Origin of the sequence: Arthrobacter sp. NamB2, assembly GCF_005281365.1 — a bacterium.
In the GTDB taxonomy this organism is placed as follows: Bacteria; Actinomycetota; Actinomycetes; order Actinomycetales; family Micrococcaceae; genus Arthrobacter_D.
In genome coordinates, this window is sequence record NZ_SZWI01000004.1 from 185,131 (window position 1) to 203,738 (window position 18,608).

Annotated in this window: 13 protein-coding genes; 8 read left to right on the top strand and 5 right to left on the bottom strand. The window is 68.0% G+C overall.

What is annotated here, in order from left to right:
- Window positions 1–37: 37 nt before the first annotated feature.
- On the top strand, window positions 38–1,846 hold the full coding sequence (gene sucB, locus FDK12_RS09550) for a 2-oxoglutarate dehydrogenase, E2 component, dihydrolipoamide succinyltransferase (RefSeq protein ID WP_137369359.1): 1,809 nt from the start codon (window positions 38–40) through the stop codon (window positions 1,844–1,846).
- A 169-nt stretch (window positions 1,847–2,015) separates the two neighbouring features.
- Window positions 2,016–2,447, top strand: coding sequence for an OsmC family protein (locus FDK12_RS09555; protein ID WP_137369360.1), 432 nt, complete (start codon window positions 2,016–2,018; stop codon window positions 2,445–2,447).
- 85 nt (window positions 2,448–2,532) lie between these two features.
- Here FDK12_RS09555 and FDK12_RS09560 read toward each other — a convergent pair whose 3' ends face one another.
- Window positions 2,533–6,189, bottom strand: coding sequence for a S41 family peptidase (locus tag FDK12_RS09560; protein WP_137369361.1), 3,657 nt, complete (start codon window positions 6,187–6,189; stop codon window positions 2,533–2,535).
- Between the two features lie 137 nt (window positions 6,190–6,326).
- On the opposite strand from FDK12_RS09560, the gene FDK12_RS09565 reads away from it, so the two are divergent.
- Window positions 6,327–7,226 carry a TIGR01777 family oxidoreductase gene (locus FDK12_RS09565; RefSeq protein WP_137369362.1) on the top strand — a complete coding sequence of 300 codons (900 nt, stop codon included), beginning with the start codon at window positions 6,327–6,329 and terminating at the stop codon, window positions 7,224–7,226.
- 100 nt (window positions 7,227–7,326) lie between these two features.
- On the opposite strand, the gene FDK12_RS09570 is transcribed toward FDK12_RS09565, so the two are convergent.
- Window positions 7,327–9,300 (bottom strand): protein kinase domain-containing protein, encoded by a 1,974-nt coding sequence (locus tag FDK12_RS09570; protein ID WP_137369363.1) that lies wholly within the window; start codon window positions 9,298–9,300, stop codon window positions 7,327–7,329.
- 139 nt (window positions 9,301–9,439) lie between these two features.
- Here FDK12_RS09570 and FDK12_RS09575 point away from each other — a divergent pair, with 139 nt between their 5' ends.
- The 4 genes from FDK12_RS09575 (at window position 9,440) to FDK12_RS09590 (ending at window position 12,387) form a co-directional block, all read left to right on the top strand.
- The gene (locus FDK12_RS09575) at window positions 9,440–9,787 is read left to right on the top strand and encodes a hypothetical protein (protein ID WP_137369364.1); all 348 of its coding nucleotides are present in this window, start codon (window positions 9,440–9,442) and stop codon (window positions 9,785–9,787) included.
- A 79-nt stretch (window positions 9,788–9,866) separates the two neighbouring features.
- Entirely contained in the window at window positions 9,867–10,565 is a 699-nt protein-coding gene (gene lipB, locus FDK12_RS09580; protein ID WP_137369365.1) for a lipoyl(octanoyl) transferase LipB, read from the top strand.
- Window positions 10,562–11,563: a lipoyl synthase gene (gene lipA, locus FDK12_RS09585; protein WP_137369366.1), complete on the top strand. Its 1,002-nt coding sequence runs from the start codon at window positions 10,562–10,564 to the stop codon at window positions 11,561–11,563. The genes lipB and lipA overlap by 4 nt, the downstream gene beginning before the upstream one ends.
- A gap of 71 nt (window positions 11,564–11,634) precedes the next feature.
- Window positions 11,635–12,387 carry a DUF4191 domain-containing protein gene (locus tag FDK12_RS09590; RefSeq protein WP_137369367.1) on the top strand — a complete coding sequence of 251 codons (753 nt, stop codon included), beginning with the start codon at window positions 11,635–11,637 and terminating at the stop codon, window positions 12,385–12,387.
- A gap of 113 nt (window positions 12,388–12,500) precedes the next feature.
- Here the strand turns inward: FDK12_RS09590 and FDK12_RS09595 are convergent, their stop codons facing one another.
- Window positions 12,501–12,938, bottom strand: coding sequence for an RDD family protein (locus tag FDK12_RS09595; RefSeq protein WP_137369368.1), 438 nt, complete (start codon window positions 12,936–12,938; stop codon window positions 12,501–12,503).
- Between the two features lie 246 nt (window positions 12,939–13,184).
- On the opposite strand from FDK12_RS09595, the gene glnA reads away from it, so the two are divergent.
- On the top strand, window positions 13,185–14,609 hold the full coding sequence (glnA, locus tag FDK12_RS09600) for a type I glutamate--ammonia ligase (protein ID WP_137369369.1): 1,425 nt from the start codon (window positions 13,185–13,187) through the stop codon (window positions 14,607–14,609).
- A 245-nt stretch (window positions 14,610–14,854) separates the two neighbouring features.
- Here the strand turns inward: glnA and FDK12_RS09605 are convergent, their stop codons facing one another.
- Both FDK12_RS09605 and FDK12_RS09610 read right to left on the bottom strand, forming a co-directional pair.
- Complete coding sequence (locus tag FDK12_RS09605; protein WP_137369370.1) at window positions 14,855–15,466, bottom strand: hypothetical protein; 612 nt, start codon at window positions 15,464–15,466, stop codon at window positions 14,855–14,857.
- Window positions 15,467–15,569: 103 nt separating this feature from the next.
- A complete protein-coding gene (locus FDK12_RS09610; RefSeq protein ID WP_137369371.1) occupies window positions 15,570–18,578 on the bottom strand; it encodes a bifunctional [glutamine synthetase] adenylyltransferase/[glutamine synthetase]-adenylyl-L-tyrosine phosphorylase in 3,009 nt (1,002 codons plus the stop codon).
- Between the last annotated feature and the right edge of the window lie 30 nt (window positions 18,579–18,608).

The window sequence follows — 18,608 nt, forward strand, 5'->3', positions numbered from 1 at the left end:
TGCCAGGAACGATCTATAAAGGAGAAACGGGCGCATTATGTCTGAATCCGTGAACTTGCCCGCTCTCGGTGAAAGCGTCACCGAAGGCACTGTCACCCGCTGGCTCAAGCAGGTCGGTGACCGCGTCGAGGTCGACGAGCCCCTCCTCGAGGTCTCCACAGACAAGGTCGACACCGAGATCCCCTCGCCGATCGCCGGCGTCATCGAGGAGATCCTCGTCGCGGAGGACGAGACCGCGGAGGTCGGCGCCCCGCTGGTGCGCATCGGAGACGGATCCGGTGGTGGCGACGCGGGCAACGCAGCTCCGGCCGCAGAGGAGGCTCCCGCCGCACCCGAGCAGCCGGCAGCTGAGGAAGCTCCGCAGGCCCCCGAGCCTGCATCGAGTGACGACTCGGACGGCTCCGCCGAGGGTACCGAGGTCACTCTCCCCGCCCTGGGCGAGAGCGTCACCGAGGGTACGGTCACCCGCTGGCTCAAGGCCGTCGGCGACGACGTCGAAGTCGACGAGCCGCTGCTCGAGGTATCGACCGACAAGGTCGACACGGAAATTCCCTCCCCTGTTGCGGGCAAGCTCCAGGAGATCAGGGTCAACGAGGACGAGACCGCCGAGGTCGGCGCCGTTCTCGCCGTCATCGGATCCGGTGCAGCCGCACCGAAGAAGGTCGAAGCAGCGTCCGGCGATCCGCTCGTAGCGGCGCCGGCCGAGGAGCGCAACGACGCCCCGACCGAGAAGCCCGGTGCGGACCAGGAAGCCGAGCGCGCCTCGACCACCTCGGAACCGGACGACGACGCAAGCGGCGCTCCGGCCCCGGAGCCCGCGACCGAGCAGGCGCCCGCAGCGGAGAAGAAGCCGGCGGCGGAAGAGTCCGGAAGCTCGGATACCTCCACCTACGTCACTCCCCTCGTCCGGCGTCTCGCGAACCAGAACAAGGTAGACCTCTCCACGGTCAAGGGCACAGGGGTCGGTGGCCGCATCCGCAAGCAGGACGTCCTCGAGGCTGCCGAAGCCCAGAAGGCGGCGACACCGGAACCTGCAGCTGCTCCGCAGTCACCGGCACCGGCAGCACCGGCAGCACCGGCAGCACCATCGAGGCCGGCCGCTCCCGCCGTCGAGCCCTCGAAACTGCGCGGCACCGTCGAGAAGGCCCCGCGGATCCGGCAGACCATCGCGAAGCGGATGCGTGAATCGCTCGAGGTCTCCGCCCAGCTGACCCAGGTGATCGAGGTCGACATGACCCGTATCGCCAAGCTGCGCGCGGTGTCCAAGGATTCGTTCCAGGCACAGAACGGCGCGAAGCTGACCTTCCTGCCCTTCATCTCGAAGGCCGTCACCGAGGCGCTGAAGCAGCACCCGAAGCTGAATGCGTCCTTCGACGAAGAGAAGAAGGAAGTCACGTACCACGACGTCGAGCACCTCGCGATCGCGGTCGACACCGAGAAGGGCCTGCTGGTTCCCGTCATCAAGGACGCCGGCAACCTCAACCTGGGCGGACTCGCCAAGAAGATCGCCGATGTCGGGGCTCGCACCAGGAACGGACAGATCGGCCCGGACGAGCTCTCCGGTGGCACTTTCACGATCACGAACATCGGGTCGGCCGGTGCCCTCTTCGACACGCCGATCATCAACCAGCCACAAGTCGGCATCCTGGGTACCGGCATCATCGTCAAGCGTCCGGTGGTCATCACCGGAGTCGACGGTGATGACACGATCGCCATCCGTTCGATGATGTACCTGAGCCTGACGTACGACCACCGCCTCGTGGACGGCGCCGATGCGGGCCGATTCCTGCAGACGCTGAAGGCACGCCTCGAGGGTGGAGCCTTCGAGGCCGACCTCGGCCTGTAGTCCCGTCCGATCGGTTCGACCGACAGGAGCCGCTTCCCGTGAGGGAGGCGGCTCCTTCCTTTTCCGGCTGTCCGCCCGGACGCCCGATGGAACTCCCCACCCGCGCTCCCTAGGATGGGAGTGAAGTACCGGACGCGAAACCCGCGCCCGTCAAACACCAAGGAGAACCATGGCTACCATTCGCACAGCCCACACCGTCTGGAGTGGAGACCTCCCCACAGGCTCGGGTCAGGTAACGCTTGATTCATCCGGTATCGGCACCTACGACGTGACCTGGAAGGCACGCGCCGAGCAGTCCGAGGGCAAGACCAGCCCGGAGGAGCTCATCGCCGCCGCACACTCCGCATGCTTCTCGATGGCGTTCAGCCACGCGCTGGGTGAAGAGGGCAAGACCCCGGAGCGCGTCGAGACGAAGGCAGAGGTCGATTTCCAGCCGGGCACGGGCATCACCGCCATCCGTCTCACACTCGAGGCGACCGTTCCCGGGCTCTCCGAGGAGGACTTCCAGCGGGTTGCCCAGGCCGCGAAGGAGGGCTGCCCCGTGTCGCAGGCCCTTGCCGCCGTCAAGGACATCACGCTGAGCGCGACGCTGAAGAGCTAGCCTGACGCTCCCGCCGCACAGCTGGCCAGAAGACCCCCGGACACCAGGTGTCCGGGGGTCTTCTGCATACGCGTGGGGTTACGGATCAGTCGCGCAGATCCTGTGGTCGCGGAGGCAGCGATCCCGGCTTCCGGGAAGGGTAGCCCTGCTTCAGCGGCGGTACGTCCGTGGGGATCTCGGCGAGCATCTCCCGAAGTATCCCGACCCCGTGTTCGAGCTGCGGATCCTCCCCAGCCGCGTATGCATGCGGTGGGAAGGGCACCTCGATGTCCGGGTCGACGCCGTAGTTCTCGATGGACCATCCGACGCCGCCCGTCACGTGGAAGCCGTACCTCGGCTGGTTCACGCCCGTGCCGTCCGCGAGCTTGAACCGGCCGTCGATGCCGATGACTCCGCCCCAGGTCCGGGTACCGATCACCGGTCCGATACCGCGCAGCTTCACGACCTGCGTGATGATGTCGCCGTCGGAACCCGCGAACTCGTCGGTCAGGACCACCACGGGACCGCGGGGTGCGTGGGCCGGGTAGGTGCCGGGGGTCTCCCCCCGGGGCATCGACCACGCCGTGACCCTCCGCCCGATGAGCTCTGCGACCAACTGCGAGGTGTGACCGCCGCGATTGCGTCGCACATCGATCACGAGGGCGTCCCGGGTCGTCTCACGATCGAGGTCGCGGTGCAGCTGTCCCCATCCGTTCGCAACCATGTCCGGGATGTGCAGGTAGCCGAACCGCCCGTCGGAGGCACGCTGCACGATCGCCCGGTTCGCCGCTACCCAGTTCTGGTAGCGCAGGCGCTCCTCGCTGCGGAGGGGAACCACGGCGACACGACGGCGTTCCTTGCCGTCACCGGGCCGCACCGTGAGTTCGACTGCCACTCCTGCAGCTCCTGTCAGGAGCACCGAGGGGCCGAAGCGGGCCGGCACAGGGACACCGTCGATGGCCTCGATGACGTCTCCAGCACGGACGGCGACGCCCGGCGCGCTCAGGGGCGACGCCGCGAGCGGATCCGACGACTCGGCCTCGAAGATCCGGGTGACCGCCCAGCCGTCCCGGGCCGGCGCGAATTCCGCCCCGAGGAATCCCTGGTGTCCTCCGGCTTCGCCCACGAGCGCTGGTGCGACGTAGGCATGGGATGTCCCGAGCTCCCCGTGTAGTTCCCACAGGACGTCAACGAGGTCGTCATGGCTTCCGAGGCGATCGACCAGTGGCAGGTAGCGCTCCCGTACGCCATGCCAGTCGACCCCGGCCATGTCCTCAGTCCAGTAGAAGTCCCGCTGGAGCCGCCAGGCCTCCTCGAACGCCTGCCTCCACACCCGGACCGGATCGAGCGAGACCCGGATGCGCTGGAGCCCGACCTCGACCCGTTTCGGCGAGTCCGTATCCGTCGCGCCGTCCGTAGGGATCGCCGTGACCTTCCCGCTCGACATATGGACCGCCGTCGCGCCGTCCCTGCTCACCTCGTAGGCGTCGATGTCGGCCGCGAGGACCTCGACTTTCCTGCGCTCCAGGTCGAAACGCTCCAGACGCCGGGCGGGCTCGCCGTCGGAGGATGACGCGCGCCCCTCGCCCGTTACTCCCCCGATGTCGCCGGCGGTCCAGAGCAGTGCTCCGTCGACGGCTCGAAGGTCGTCGTACGTTCCCTGCGCAACCGGAACCGCGATGGTGCGCGCCATGATGAGGTCAGGATCGACGACGACGGTCGCAGGTGGTTCCTCGCCGTCACGTCCCTCACTACCAGCGGAACCAGCAGCACCTCGAGCACCCGGAGCACCAGAGCTTCCCCTACCGCCGTTGCGATCGGTGTCGCCGCCTGTCAGCGCGGCGCGCGGGCCGAAGGGCGACGGCGTCCCGGCGGCGAGCGCCACCAGGTGGGGTTTCGTCGACGCCGGAAAACTGAGGTCGAAGCGGTGGGTGTCGTAGACGGGGTCGAAGCTACGATCCGAGAGAAAGGCGAGATACTTCCCGTCCCGGCTGAACGTCGGCGACCAGTCCCGGAACCGTCCGTCCGTGACGTCGATGATCTCGTCGGGTGCGGAAGCCGAGGCAAGGCGGATTCGGCTCCGCGCGCCCTCCTGGGCCATGGGCTCCGCCCATGCGAGCCATGCCGAATCATGGGAGAAGGTAACGGCTTCGATCACTCCATGCTCCGTCGAGACGACGCGGCGGCTCTCCCCGGTGGCAACCGTCAGGAGCTCGAGGGAGCCGGTCTCGGACGGCACCGCGATGCGGCTGCCGTCCGGACTGACTGCCACTGCCGATGCGCGGAAGCGCCCCTCGAAGGTGAAGCGCTGGAGACTGGAGCGGGGCAGTGCGGACTGGGCATCGACCAGGGCTGCCTCCGGTCCGGCAGCACCGTCATCGGGCTGCTCCAGACGTGCGCGGCTGCCCGCATCACCGCCTCCGGGTGCAGTATCGCTCGCCTCGTCACTCGCTCCGCCACTCGCCCCGTCATCGTATGGCCGGTGCGGGCCATCGGAGAGACTCAGTGCACTCACGGGCGCGGGCAGGACCTGGACGCCGTCGCCGTCGCTCTCCGACCCGTTCAGCTCCGCCCCGTTCCGGCCGGGGCCGGCGTGCTCGGGGCCGACGTGCTGGGACCCGGCGTGCTCCGATCGGCCCGTGGGCTCGGACTGGTCCGCGGCTGCTTCACCGTCGGCCGGTGCGAAGACGTCGCGCACATAGAGGGCCTCCTCACCGTCCACGTCGGCGATGTACGCCACGCGGGACCGATCAATGGGCCGACCTAGACGGGCCCGGACACCCGGCGTCGCCTCGACCACACGCGACGGGCCGTCCTTGTGGGTCAGCCAGTGGAGGGTGCCGTGCGCCTCTACGATGGACGCGGATCCGTCCGATGTCGGCACGGCAGCCGCGAGGTGTCGTTCCACCGCGAGCGGTTGGGGGCGTCGCGTGGTGGATGCCGACCCCAGCGTGACGGACAGCCGGATCGCGTCGGCATCCAGCGTCGGCAGGTACCAGAGCTCCCCCGCCGACTCGAAGGCGATCCGCGTGCCGTCGGTGCTCGCATGACGCACGTAGAACTGGTCGTGGTCGGTGTGTCGGCGCAGGTCGCCGCCGCTCCGGTCAGCGGAGTAGAGGTTGCCGTGTCCCTCGTGGTCGGACAGAAAAGCTACGCGCCCAGCGATCCACATGGGGTCACTGAGGTTGCCGTCCAGCTCGGGAAGGAACCGCACGAAGTCCCCTCGACCGTCGGAATCCATCCAGAGCTTGCCTGCGGTGCCGCCCCGATACCGCTTCCACCACGCCGGCTCCCGCGTCAGGACACTGCCGATCACCACCGGCTTCTCGTCCCCGAGGGCAGGGCCATCGACAACGGTGTCGACAGGGCCCAGCGGGACGACGGACGACGCTGTCCCGTCGAGCGGAACCCGGTAGGCCCAGCTCAGCCGCGAGTCCTCCTGCCGGAAGGCGCTCGTCGCAAGCACGTCACCCTCCGATGTGAAGCCCTTGACGCGGGTGCTCTGGTGTCCCCAGAAAGTGAGCCTGCGGAAGTTCCCTCCTTCGACGTCAGCGGCCACGACCTCCGGCGCTCCGCCCTGCACGACCGTCCAGGCGATCGTGGATCCGTCCGGCGAGAAGCGCGGGTTCCTGGCGGGAAGCTGCAGCGCCGAAATTCGCCAGGCGCGGCCTCCGTCGAGTGAGGCGACCCAGACGTCGTTCTCAGCGACGAATGCGACGCGGTTGCCGTGGATATGCGGATAGCGAAGGTAATCGGAGCCCATTGGTCGATCTTAGCTACCGACGAGGAGCGCCACGTGTCCCTCCCCGCCCTTCGGCCCGTAACGCCACCGGCGCCAGAGGTGCCGGACGCCCGCCGTCCGCAATACCTTTCGCGCGGGACAAGTGGTTCGATGGAGCCATGCGTATCCTCCTCGCCGGCGCGTCCGGGACCATCGGAACCGCCCTCACCCGCCAGCTCGACAAGAATCACGACGTCCGGCGTCTTGTTCGCCGATCGCCGAGGAATTCGGCCGAGATCAGGTGGAATCCCTCCATCGGCGAACTCGATGTCGCTGCCGTGGAGTGGGCGGATGCCGTCATCAACCTTTCGGGCGCGGGCATAGCCGGAGGCCTCTGGACCCGGAGCTACAAGGAAACGCTGTACTCGTCGCGGATCATGCCGACCAGGACGCTCGTGCAGGCGATGCGGCAGGCGCAGAACCCTCCGGCGGTCTTCGTCAGCCAGTCGGCGTCCGGCTACTACGGCGATCGGGGTGACGAGGTGCTGACCGAGGCGTCAGCATCAGGACAGACCCTCCTCGCCGACATCTGCAGGCGCTGGGAAGCCGAAGCGCTGCGGGCGCCGGATGCCGTTCGGGTCGTGCTGGCACGGACCGGCATCGTGATGGCGAAGGGGGGCGGGGCCCTGCCGAACCTGCTGACCCCGATGCGTTTCTTCGCCGGCACGTCCCTGGGCCCGGGCAACCAGTGGTGGCCCTGGATCAGCCTGGACGACGAGGTGAGGGCTCTCGAGTTCCTCCTGACGACGCCCCTCGTGGGACCTGTGAACCTGAGCGCACCGGCGCCGGCAACCCTCGATGCGATCATGCTTCAGCTCAGCAGGGCATTTCACCGGCCGGTCTGGTTCCGCGTCCCTGCCTTCGTGCTCACCGCGGTCATCGGACAACTCGGCCATGAGCTTCTGCTCGTCAGCGCGCGCATGGAGCCCCGGGCGCTGATCTCGGCAGGATTCACCTTCGACCAGCCGACTCCCGAGTCGCTCGCCCAGTGGGTGCGCCGGATCGTCACCCGCAAGTGACCGCGGTACTCGGCAGCACTCCGCAGTAGTCGGTGATGCTCCCTCGGTGCATAGCGGTATTCCAAGGTGCGACGAGCGGACCGAGCGGACCGGGCTCCCGTCAATCCGTCGGAGCGCCCACGGAGTGGATCCGCCAGCCCTCACCGGAGTTCCAGAGGATGAACAGGAGCTCCTGCTGGCCCGCGGCCATTACCCGTCCAGGCTCGTCCGCGTCGGGTGCGGCGCTCGCTCGAGCTGACGCAGGAGATGACGCCGGTGATGAAGCGGCCGTTTCCGTGTAGGACGAGAGCTTGGCCGTGGCCCTGACCACGGCGACGTGGGTGGCAGCCGGCGGCCCAGTGACGGAAGGAAGACTGCCGACCGCCGGCATCGCGGACAGCTCCCCCGCTGTGAGGACGGAGGAGTCCCGGATATCGATCGTCAGGTCCTTGAGGTTCTTGCCCGAGCCTGCGAGCGCAGCCACCGCCTCGCGGTCTGCAGTCATCGCCGGTGAGCCCTCGACGTCGACCGCCACCAGGAGGCCGGCGTCCGCCGTGGCGAAGGCTGAGGCCCGCAGATCCGCCAGTTCGTCGAGTGCCACGGCAGGGTCGACGTTCGATCCCTCGTTCGGAGGCGCCTCACCCCGTGTCGATCGCCCGGGCACTTCCTGGCCGGAGAAGGAGGTGAACGGCGTGCCCGGCTCCTGCTCGGCCCCTCGGGGCTTGCTGCCCGAGCCCGCCCCCTGATCCTGAGCCGACGATGTCTGTACGGTCGCGGAGGAGTCCGACGCGGGCTGCTCGCCGACAGTCAGCACGATTCCCGCGACGAGCAGGACGACAGCGGCCATCCCGGCTGCGATGGCGAGAAAACCCCGCTCTCGCGGTCCGTTCGGCCCCTTGCCTCCCCGTGCCCGGCTCCGGCCGGCGGCAGGAGCCGGCAGGGCCACTTCGCAACGGGGAGACTCCGGGACACGGTCAGGTAGCGCGGGGGCCCGCGTGAAGCCGCGCGGCCGGGAACCGGACCCTGAGCTAGTGAGCCGCTTCCACCACGACTGCGTCGGGGCGGGAGCCGCGACAGCGCGCCGAGTCAGCAGCTCAGGCCGGACACTGGCATGGACGGCCGGCACCAGGTTGATCGGCTCGGGCTTCGAACTGCCCAGCAGTGACCGAGCGAAGCTATCGGCGCTGGGACGGCGTTCCCTACGCGGGCTCAGGCCGTCCTCGATGAGCTGCATCAGTGCCGGTGGCACGTCCGGGACGATGAGCGCGAGTGGCGGCCGGTGCTCGGCAGGACCGGGAATCCGCCCGGTCAGCGCGAACCAGGCCACCGCAGCGAGTGCGAAGATGTCGGACGCCGCATCGAAGGAACCGATGCCCGTGGGGTCGACGAATCCGGCTGTCCCAGCAACGGCGCCGGGGTCCGAGCCGAGCAGTCTTACGACGCCGAGATCGCCGAGCAGCGGCTTGCCCTCGTGCGTGAACAGGATGTTCCCCGGCGTCACGTCGCCGTGCAGCGCGCCTGCTCCGTGGAGATGTCCGAGTACCTGGGCAACGGGAACCAGGGCCGTGACGACCTCGGGGATGGGCAGGGGCCCGCGGCTCGTGACGAGCCCCAGGAGGGACCCGCCAGCCGCCAGGTCCATCACGATGCCCGGCCCCTGGTCGGTGTCGACCAGGCGATGAACCCGAACGAGGTGTTCGTGCGTGAACCGCTGCAGGAGCCGGAGCTCACGCTCGATACCGTCCCTCCCGGAGTCTCGATCGGGTACCACCGGGCCAGGACGATCCTCGTCCGAGCGGCAGTGCCGCCGCACCGGCGGAAGCGCCGGGGTGCCATCGTCGGGGAAAGGGGCTGCGCGGCGGCCCCTTCTGCGCGTGTCCGCCCCCGCCGGTGCGGCCGGCACGGCCACCTGACCGGTTGATGCCGCGTGGGTTCGAGGCGTCCTGGCCACCTTGAGGGCGAACCGCCCGCCCCGCTCGTCCGTCACCAGCCAGACGAGCGCGGAACCGCCCTGACCGAGGAGGCGTCCCACGCGGAACCCTGGAACCTCGGACGGGGGCGTGGGTGGCTCGATGGTGCACGTCACATCGCTCATGCATCAGTTCTAGGGCAGTGCGGGCGGCCGCCCGCGGTTATCCACAGCGTCTCCTCCTGCAGATGTCGGATTCGAGGTACGGGACTAGAACATGTGTTCTAATTTAACCCCCACAGCTTCTCTCCCGACAGGTTCACCCATGGAGTTCAATTCGCTGGCGCCCAGGACGTGGCGACCGCTCGATGACGTCGTGTCGCTGTCCTTCCACCCCTCGGACCCCGATGCTCGGCCCTCCTGCCTGGGCTGGCGAGGATCACTATGGCACGTCGTCGGGAGCGGCCTGCACTGGTCCACCTGGCGGTTCCTGCCTGTCCGGTCGTCCCGCGCCGATGAGGAACCCTCCACCTGCAGTGTGAGGACCGACTTCTGGAGGTTCCAGGCACAAGTGGGCCCCGGCTCCCCCGTGCTGTCCTTCGAGGTTCGCGGTACCGGGCGTGAGTGGCGGCTGGTGCGTCTCGCAGCGATGTTCGAGTTGCCCGGCGGATGACGGATCGACGGGAGCGGCCCGATCGAACGACGTCGACAGGCCGACGAATACTGTCCGTGAACGGGACTACCCTAGGATCATGACTCTTGTGCTGTCACGCGTCGGTCTCGCCCCCGATTTCATCGAGTACACCGACGGATGGGACATGCAGAGGACCCTGCACGAGCAGGTGGTCGATGGCTCCTCGCCCAGCACGGTCCTCCTGCTCGAACACACGGCGGTGTACACGGCAGGCAAGCGCACGGAGGACCACGAGCGTCCCTTCGACGGAACTCCTGTCGTTCCCGTCGACCGCGGCGGGAAGCTGACGTGGCACGGCCCGGGCCAGCTGGTCGGCTACCCGATTCTCAGGCTGCGGGATCCCGCGCGGGTGGCGGACTACGTCCACACTCTCGAAGAGGTCATCATCACCGCCCTCCGGCACTTCGGCATCGACGGCATCAGGATCGACGGCAGGTCGGGAGTGTGGTTGGCCGCGACGGACAGCAGACCGACGCGGAAAATCGCTGCCATCGGTATTCGCGTGAAGGACCGCGTGACGATGCACGGTTTCGCCGTGAACTGCAGCAACGACCTGGGGCCCTTCCAGCAGATCGTTCCATGCGGTATCAGCGACGCAGGCGTCACCTCCATCTCCAGCGAGTGCGGCCGCACCGTCACCCCGGAAGCGGTCGTTTCGCTTATCGAGGCCGAACTGCGCAAGAATGAGGCGTTGCTGGTGGGCGAGGACGACGCCGGCAGCGCCCACGACATCCCGTCAGAAGGAGCCCTACTGTGAGCCTTGCACCCGAGGGTCGCCGCCTGCTGCGCATCGAGGCGCGCAACGCCGAGACTCCGGTCGAGCGCAAGCCGGACTGGATCAAGGCGAAGGTCAACATCGGCCCCGAGTTCGTTGCGATGAAGAATCTTGTGAAGAAGGAAGGCCTGCACACCGTCTGCGAAGAGGCAGGGTGCCCCAACATCTTCGAGTGCTGGGAGGACCGGGAGGCAACATTCCTCATCGGTGGCTCGGAGTGCACCAGGCGCTGCGACTTCTGCCAGATCGACACCGGCAAACCGCAGCCGCTCGACCGCAGCGAGCCCTTCAAGGTCGCGCAGTCGGTCAAGTCGATGAACCTGCGCTACGCGACGGTCACGGGCGTAGCCCGTGACGACCTGCCCGACGAGGGCGTATGGCTCTATGCCGAGACCATCCGCCAGATCCACAGCATGAACCCCGGAACCGGGGTGGAGATCCTCATACCGGACTTCTCCGGACGACCCGAGCACATTGCGGCGATCTGCGATGCCGCACCGGAGGTATTCGCGCACAACGTGGAGACGGTTCCCCGGATCTTCAAGCGTATCCGTCCTGCCTTCCGCTACGAGCGCTCCCTCGACGTCATTAGCCAGGGACGCGATCGAGGCATGGTCACGAAGTCGAACCTCATCCTCGGCATGGGCGAGACGCGCGAGGAGATCTCCTCAGCCCTGCGCGACCTGCACCAGGCGGGCTGTGACCTCATCACGATCACGCAGTACCTCCGCCCGAGCGAGCGACACCTGCCGGTGGACCGCTGGGTGAAGCCGGGCGAATTCGTGGAACTGAGCGAGGAGGCCGAGGAGATCGGCTTCCTCGGGGTCATGAGCGGGCCGCTGGTCCGCTCGTCCTACCGGGCAGGCCGCCTGTGGGCACGGGCGATGCGCAAGAAGGGACTGGAACTGCCGGCTGAGCTCGCCCACCTGGACGAGTCGGGCTCGGCTACCCAGGAAGCATCCTCCCTCCTCGCCGGCTGACGCAGGCGCCGTGCCCGCAGGTCGGCCGCTGCCGCCGTCGTGCTCCAGCCATCCCGTAGAATCGAAGAACTATGTCGCACACGATTGATCCCTCAGGTTCTCCCGCGCCCAAGCGCCGTCTCTTCTCCCGGAAGCCGAAGGCCGAGAAGGGCCCGAAGAAGACCGGGCGCATGAAGCAGGTGTCCGAGGTCTTCAAGATGACGCGGCGCAACGACCCCGGCGTCGTGTGGTTCATGCTGCTCGCCTTCATCGGGATTATCGCAGTAGGTCTGCTGATCGGTCTCCTGATCGACAACGTCATCACGCTCATGATCATCGCGATCCCCCTCGCGTTCCTCGCGGCGATCTTCATCCTGTCGCGTCGTGCCGAACGCGCGGCGTTCTCGCAGATCGAGGGGAAGCCAGGTGCCGCAGGTGCTGCCCTGAGCGTTCTTCGCCGCGGCTGGATCCTGCAGGAGCAGCCGGTCGCCGTGAACCCGCGTACGCAGGACGCCGTGTTCCGGGTCATCGGCCGACCCGGCGTCATCTTGGTGTCCGAGGGACCCTCCACCCGCGTGAAGCAGCTGATCGACGGCGAGAAGCGCAAGATGGCACGCATCATCCCCAACGTGCCCATCCACATCATCGAGAGCGGACGCGGTGAGCGGCAGGTGCCCCTCGCAAAGCTGCCGAAGACCGTGCAGAAGCTGAAGAAGTCGCTGACCAAGCAGGAGGTCTACGCCGTCGACAAGCGTCTCAGCGCACTCGGCACCAAGCTGCCGATCCCCAAGGGTGTCGACCCCTTCAAGGCACGCCCCGACCGTAAGGCGATGCGCGGACGCTGACAACTGTCCTTCCCACAGCGAACGATCAAGAGCCCCTTCCCCTGATGGGGAGGGGCTCTTCCCATGCGCGGACCGCGCAGGCACCTGTTCGTGGTCCGGGTGGGGGACGCCGACTAGATCCGGAAGAGCGCGGTGCCGCGAACCCGGTCATGAAGGCCCCGCTGGTCGGCGTCGATGATCAGCGCCGGAATCACGAGGCACAGCAGCACGCCGCGGAGGATCGCGGTCAGGTAGCCGGCCGGGCGGCCATCGAGTGTCTGCACCTGGAGACGGAGGAGGCGGTGCCCGATGCTGTAGCCGAAGAAGCCGACGAACAGGATCTGCTCCACCAGGAAGATCGAGAGCGTCGCGAATCCGTCGTAACCGAAGAAGGCGGCGGAGAGGAGCGAACAGATCACCCAGTCGATGAGGAGCGCGCCCGCCCTGGGGCCGAACCGGGCGATCGACCCCGGACCCGACTCGGGCCGCCCGAGCCTCTGGCCGGGCCACTGCTGGCTGCCCGACGGCGACGGGCCTTCCATCCACGAGCCGATATCACGTCTGTTCACCACGCTGTCAGCCTACCGGCGAGCGGGCGCATTATGCCCGCGCGGAGTTGAGGGCGCTAGGCTGGGAGGCGCAGTTGCCCTCATGTAACGTCCCGGAAACAAAGACGACACCAGCGAGAAACTGCCCGCTCCTACAGTTGGGACGAGTCGGCGGCAGCGTCCCTGCCATAGCTCGTGACATCCCGTGCGGTGCAGGGACACGCGCTGGCGCCGGGTCTTTCCCCAGCCATGCGTTAGGAGCATGAATCGATGTTTAAGAATGCGGACGAGGTCCTCAAGTTCATCGCCGACGAAGACATCAGGTTTGTCGATGTCCGGTTCACCGACCTCCCGGGGGTGCAGCAGCACTTCAACGTTCCCGCCAAGTCTGTCGATGCCGGCTTCTTCGTCCACGGGCAGCTCTTCGACGGATCCTCGATCCGCGGTTTCCAGGGCATTGCGGAGTCGGACATGCAGCTCATCCCGGACGTGACGACGGCGTTCGTCGACCCGTTCCGGACGGAGAAGACCCTCGCCCTCAACTTCTCGATCGTCAACCCACGCACCGGTGATCCCTACCACCGTGACCCCCGCAGCGTCGCCGAGCGCGCTGAGGCATATCTCTCCTCCACCGGCATCGCGGACACCGCGTTCTTCGCTCCCGAGGCCGAGTTCTTCATCTTCGACAACGTCCAGTACGAGTCGTCCCCGCAGGGCAGCTTCTACAAGGTGGACTCGATCGAGGCGCCCTGGAACAGCGGCCGCGAGGAAGTGGGCGGCAACCTCGGCAACAAGACGCCGTTCAAGGGCGGATACTTCCCGGTCTCGCCCGTCGACAAGCAGGCCGATCTCCGCGACGCGATCTGCGTCGAGCTGGACAAGGCCGGCCTGGAGGTGGAGCGCTCGCACCACGAGGTCGGCGGTGCCGGTCAGGCGGAGATCAACTACAAGTTCACCACCATGACCCACGCGGCGGACGACCTCCAGAAGTTCAAGTACATCGTCAAGAACGTCTCCAACGCCTGGGGCAAGTCGGCCACCTTCATGCCCAAGCCCATCTTCGGCGACAACGGGTCGGGCATGCACTGCCACCAGTCGCTGTGGAGCGACGGACAGCCCCTGTTCTATGACGAGCGCGGCTACGCCGGCCTGTCCGACATGGCGCGCTGGTACATCGGCGGCCTCCTGAAGCACGCATCCGCTGTGCTCGCTTTCACGAACCCGACGGTGAACTCCTACCGCCGACTGGTCAAGGGCTTCGAAGCTCCTGTTAACATGGTCTACTCGCAGGGCAACCGCTCCGCAGGAATCCGCATCCCCATCACGGGGTCCAACCCGAAGGCCAAGCGCATCGAGTTCCGCGCGCCGGACCCCTCGTCGAACCCCTACCTCGCCTTCGCCGCGCAGCTCATGGCGGGCCTGGACGGCATCAAGAACCGCATCGAGCCGGCTGAGCCCATCGACAAGGACCTCTACGAGCTGCCCGCCGAGGAAGCCAAGGACATCCAGAAGGCGCCCGGATCGCTCGAAGAAGCCCTCCTTGCCCTCGAAGCGGACAACGAGTTCCTGCAGGCCGGCGACGTCTTCACGCAGGACCTGATCGACACCTGGATCGAGTACAAGCGCGAGATGGAGATCAAACCGCTCTCACTGCGCCCGAACCCCTACGAGTTCGAGCTCTACTACGGCGTCTAGCAGCTGACGGGTCGGAGGCGGAGTTGAGCCGTCGACCGTCCGCACGACCTGCTCAAGCTGTTCCGAAGGTCCCTCCCGTCCGATGACGGGAGGGACCTTTGCGTTGTAGTAGCACTCCACGTGAGGCCGGTGGCGGAACAGGCCGGGGGCCCGGTGGCGGAACAGGCTGGGTCCTGTGGCTGAACAGGCCGGGTGGCCCGGGCCCCAGGTCCGGAAGAGTCCGCCCCCCTTGGACCTTCCTGGTTTCAGATCCGGGGGTTGAGCAGGCTGGAGGCGCTACGAGTGAATGCGTGGCTCCAGCTGCCGTCCGCATCGGTGGTGGTGACGAGTTGGAGCGTCGGGTCGGTGAAACCGATGAGGTGCATCAGCGCCTCGGCGGATGTCTCGCCCAGCTCGGCGTCGTTCTGGTCGTCACGGAGGACGGCGACCAGTTCGCCCTCGGCAGGGGATTCGATCGTTGCGACGGAGCAGGCCCAGCGTGCCTCCGTACTTCCGCAGGCTTCCTCCCAGTCCGGGACTCCCAGACGCGCCAGGGCGGTGCGTTCCCACGCGGCCGCACGGTCGGACGACGGATCCTCGACAGGGTCGGGGATCCCGACGGCGCCGTCGTTCTGTTCCCCGGCTTCGCCTGCCTGTGGAGCCGGGGGGCTTTCGGGGGCCGGTTCCGCTGCCGGGGCCTCGGCAGGTGCCGGGGCAGGGGCGGCAGGTGCCGGAGCAGAGGCGGCAGGTCCCCGCATGGTCCCCGCGAGCGTGATGCCGGCGACGACGACCCCGGCGCAGAACAGCAGGGCGGCCGCAATCAGTGTCAGGGACCTGAGGCGGCCGGCTGTCGGAGGGCCCGCGCGTCGTCCAGCCACTGCCACTCCTCGATCGAGCGTTGATCCGGTTCCGCAACTCTATGTCCACCGGCGAGGTCTGTATAGGAATCGGTCAGCGGGGCCGAGAGCGGAGCCCGCGGAGCTAGTACCCGTAGAAGTGCCGTTCGAAGACCGCACGGCTGCGGCGGGTCGCCCGCAGGTAGTCCTCCTCGAGCTCGGAGCCACTGCCCGGTCCGTAACCGCACCACCGCGCCACCGCTTCGAGGTCCCGGCGGGGGGACGGCAGCAGGTCGGATCCGCGCCCGGTCCAGATGACGTTCGCCGCCCGGATCCGCGTAGCGAGGTTCCAGCTCTCGCGCAGCGTGGCCACGTCCTCCGTCGGCAGCAGGCCCTCTGCCTCGATCACCTCGAGAGCCGCGAGCGTGGACTGCACGCGCAGGGCAGGGATCGAATGCGCGTGCCGCAATTGGAGGAGCTGCACGAGCCATTCGACGTCGCTGAGGGCACCGCGACCGAGCTTCAGGTGGCGTGACGGATCGGCACCACGGGGTAGCCTCTCCGCCTCCACCCGGGCCTTGATGCGGCGGATCTCGCGGACGTCGGACTCGCCGAGCTCCTGCGGATATCGCACGGGTCCGATCAGGTCCAGGAACTCGGCCGCCAGGTCGTCGTCGCCGGCCAGCGGCCGCGCCCGGAGGAGCGCCTGCGCCTCCCAGACGAGCGACCAGCGGCGGTAGTACTCCCGGTAGGAATCGATGGAGCGCACCATCGCACCCTGTTTGCCCTCGGGCCGGAGGGCTGCGTCGATCTCCAGCACGCGCTCGGCGAGGACCGGCGGCTTGCACGGCTGGGTCAGCAGGGCGGCCAGGCGCGCCACGATCGTTTCGGCCTGCTTCTGCGCGGCCGACTCGTCGACGCCGGGGAAGGGCCGGTGCACGTAGATCACGTCGGCGTCGGAACCGTACGTGATCTCCCTGCCTCCCTGCCGACCCATCGCCATGACGACGACGTCGGTGAGCTGCTCCTCCTGCGAGAAGACCTGCTTCTCCGCTACGTGCAGGGCTCCGAGGACAGCAGCACGATCGGTGTCCGCAAGGGCCGCTCCGACCTCCGCCTGCGAGAGCAGGTTCGAGCTGTCGGCAATGGCGATACGCAGGAGCTCACGGCGGCGGATGAGCCGGATCAGCCGGATCGCCTCACCCGGCTCGGGGTGCCGGGACATCTTCGACTGGATCTCCTGCCACTGTTCGTCGAAGGTCTCGGGCACCAGCGCCGCGTCGGAACCGAGCCACTGCGTGGACTCGGGCGAGACCTCCAGCAGGTCGGTGATGAAACGGCTGCTGGACAGGACGGCGCAGAGACGTTCGGCTGCCGCGTTGGAATCGCGGAGCATTCCGAGGTACCAGTGGCTCTCGCCGAGGGACTCGCTGAGGCGGCGGAACCCCAGCAGGCCGGCGTCGGGATCGACGCCGTCGGCGAACCAGGCCAGGAGGATGGGCAGCAGTTGCTTCTGCAGCAATGCCCGGCGCCGCAGCCCTCCCGTGAGTGCCTCGATATGGCGCATGGCACCGCGGGGGTCCTGGTAGCCGAGAGCCGCCAGCCGGGCCTGCGCAGCCTCTGCTGTCAGCTGGACGTCCTCGGGCTGCAGGGTCGCCGCGTTGTTGAGCAGGGGGCGGTAGAAGATCGCCTCATGGAGGCGCTTGACGAGCCGCCGGGTCCGCTGCCACTTCTCGTGCAGGCTCTGCGCACTGGGGCGCACGGTCACCATGCATCCCTCGGAGGACCGGGCCAGCGCGCGCAGGGCGCTCTCGTCCTCCGGCATGAGGTGCGTCCGGCGCATCTGCATGAGCTGGATCCGGTGCTCGAGGACACGAAGGTAGCGGTAGGCGTCATCGAGGTCGAGGGCGTCCGAGCGTCCGATGTACCCGGCCGAGCTGAGCGCAGCGATGGCGGCGACGGTATCCCGCACTCGCAGCGACTCGTCCAGGCGCCCGTGGACGAGTTGGAGCAGCTGTACCGTGAACTCGACGTCGCGCAGGCCGCCTGGTCCGAGCTTGAGCTGGCGTGCCTCCTCGTCGCGCGGAATGTTGTCGGTGACTCGTCGCCGCATCGCCCTGACCGCCTCCACGAACCCCTCGCGCTGCGAGGACGCCCAGACGAAGGGGGCGATGGCCTCCTCGTAGCGCCGGCCGAGCTGCGGATCCCCCGCCGCGGCCCGCGCCTTCAGGAGCGCCTGGAACTCCCACGTCTTCGCCCACCGCTCGTAGTAGGACACGTGCGACTGAAGCGTCCGGACGAGCTGTCCGTCCTTACCCTCGGGCCGGAGGTTCGCGTCGACCTCCCACAGCGCCGGTTCCGGGCCGGGCGAGTACACGCCCCGGGACATCCCGGAGGCCAGTCCCGTCCCGATCCTCGTCGTGGTCGTGTCGTCGAGGTCCTCCCCTTCCACCACGTAGACCACGTCGACGTCGGAGATGTAGTTCAGCTCCCGCGCTCCGCACTTACCCATCGCGATCACGGCGAGCTTGACCCGCGCGAGGACATCGGGTTCGTACACCTCACCGAGTTCGGCACGTGCGACGGCGAGTGATGCCTCGAGCGCTGCGGCGGCCAGGTCAGCGAGCTCCCGCGCAACGACCGGGAGGTAGTCCACGGGCGAGCAGTGGCCGAGGTCCCGGACAGCGAGGTCGGTCAGGTGCCGCCGGTACGCCACCCGCAGGCTCTTGTACGCGTCCACCCCGCCCACGCGCGCCACCGGGTTGTCCTCGTCCGGATCCGCGTCGACGGAGCGCAGCAACGCGGCCCGCAGCTCCCCCGGCGTCACCACCGCGGGCGACGCCGGCCCAGGACGGACGACGTCGAGGTGCTCGGGATGGCGCATGAGGAACTCGCCGAGGGCCTCGGAGGCGCCCAGGAGCCTGAACAGCGCCCTTCGCCGGCCGTCGTCGGAGAAGGCGGCGGACGCAGCCTTCCGACTGACCGCGAGCAGCCGCACGAAGGACTGCAGCGCCAGGTCCGGATTGGCGGCTGCAGAAAGCCCTGCGAACAGGTCGTCGTCGTTCAGCCCCTGCAGCTCCGGCGCGTCGAGGAAGCGCCTGCTCTTCTCGAGGTCGGTGAAGCCATAACTGATCAGCTTGCGGTTAAGGCTCATGCGTCAACACTAGCCAAGCAGGAGAACGGT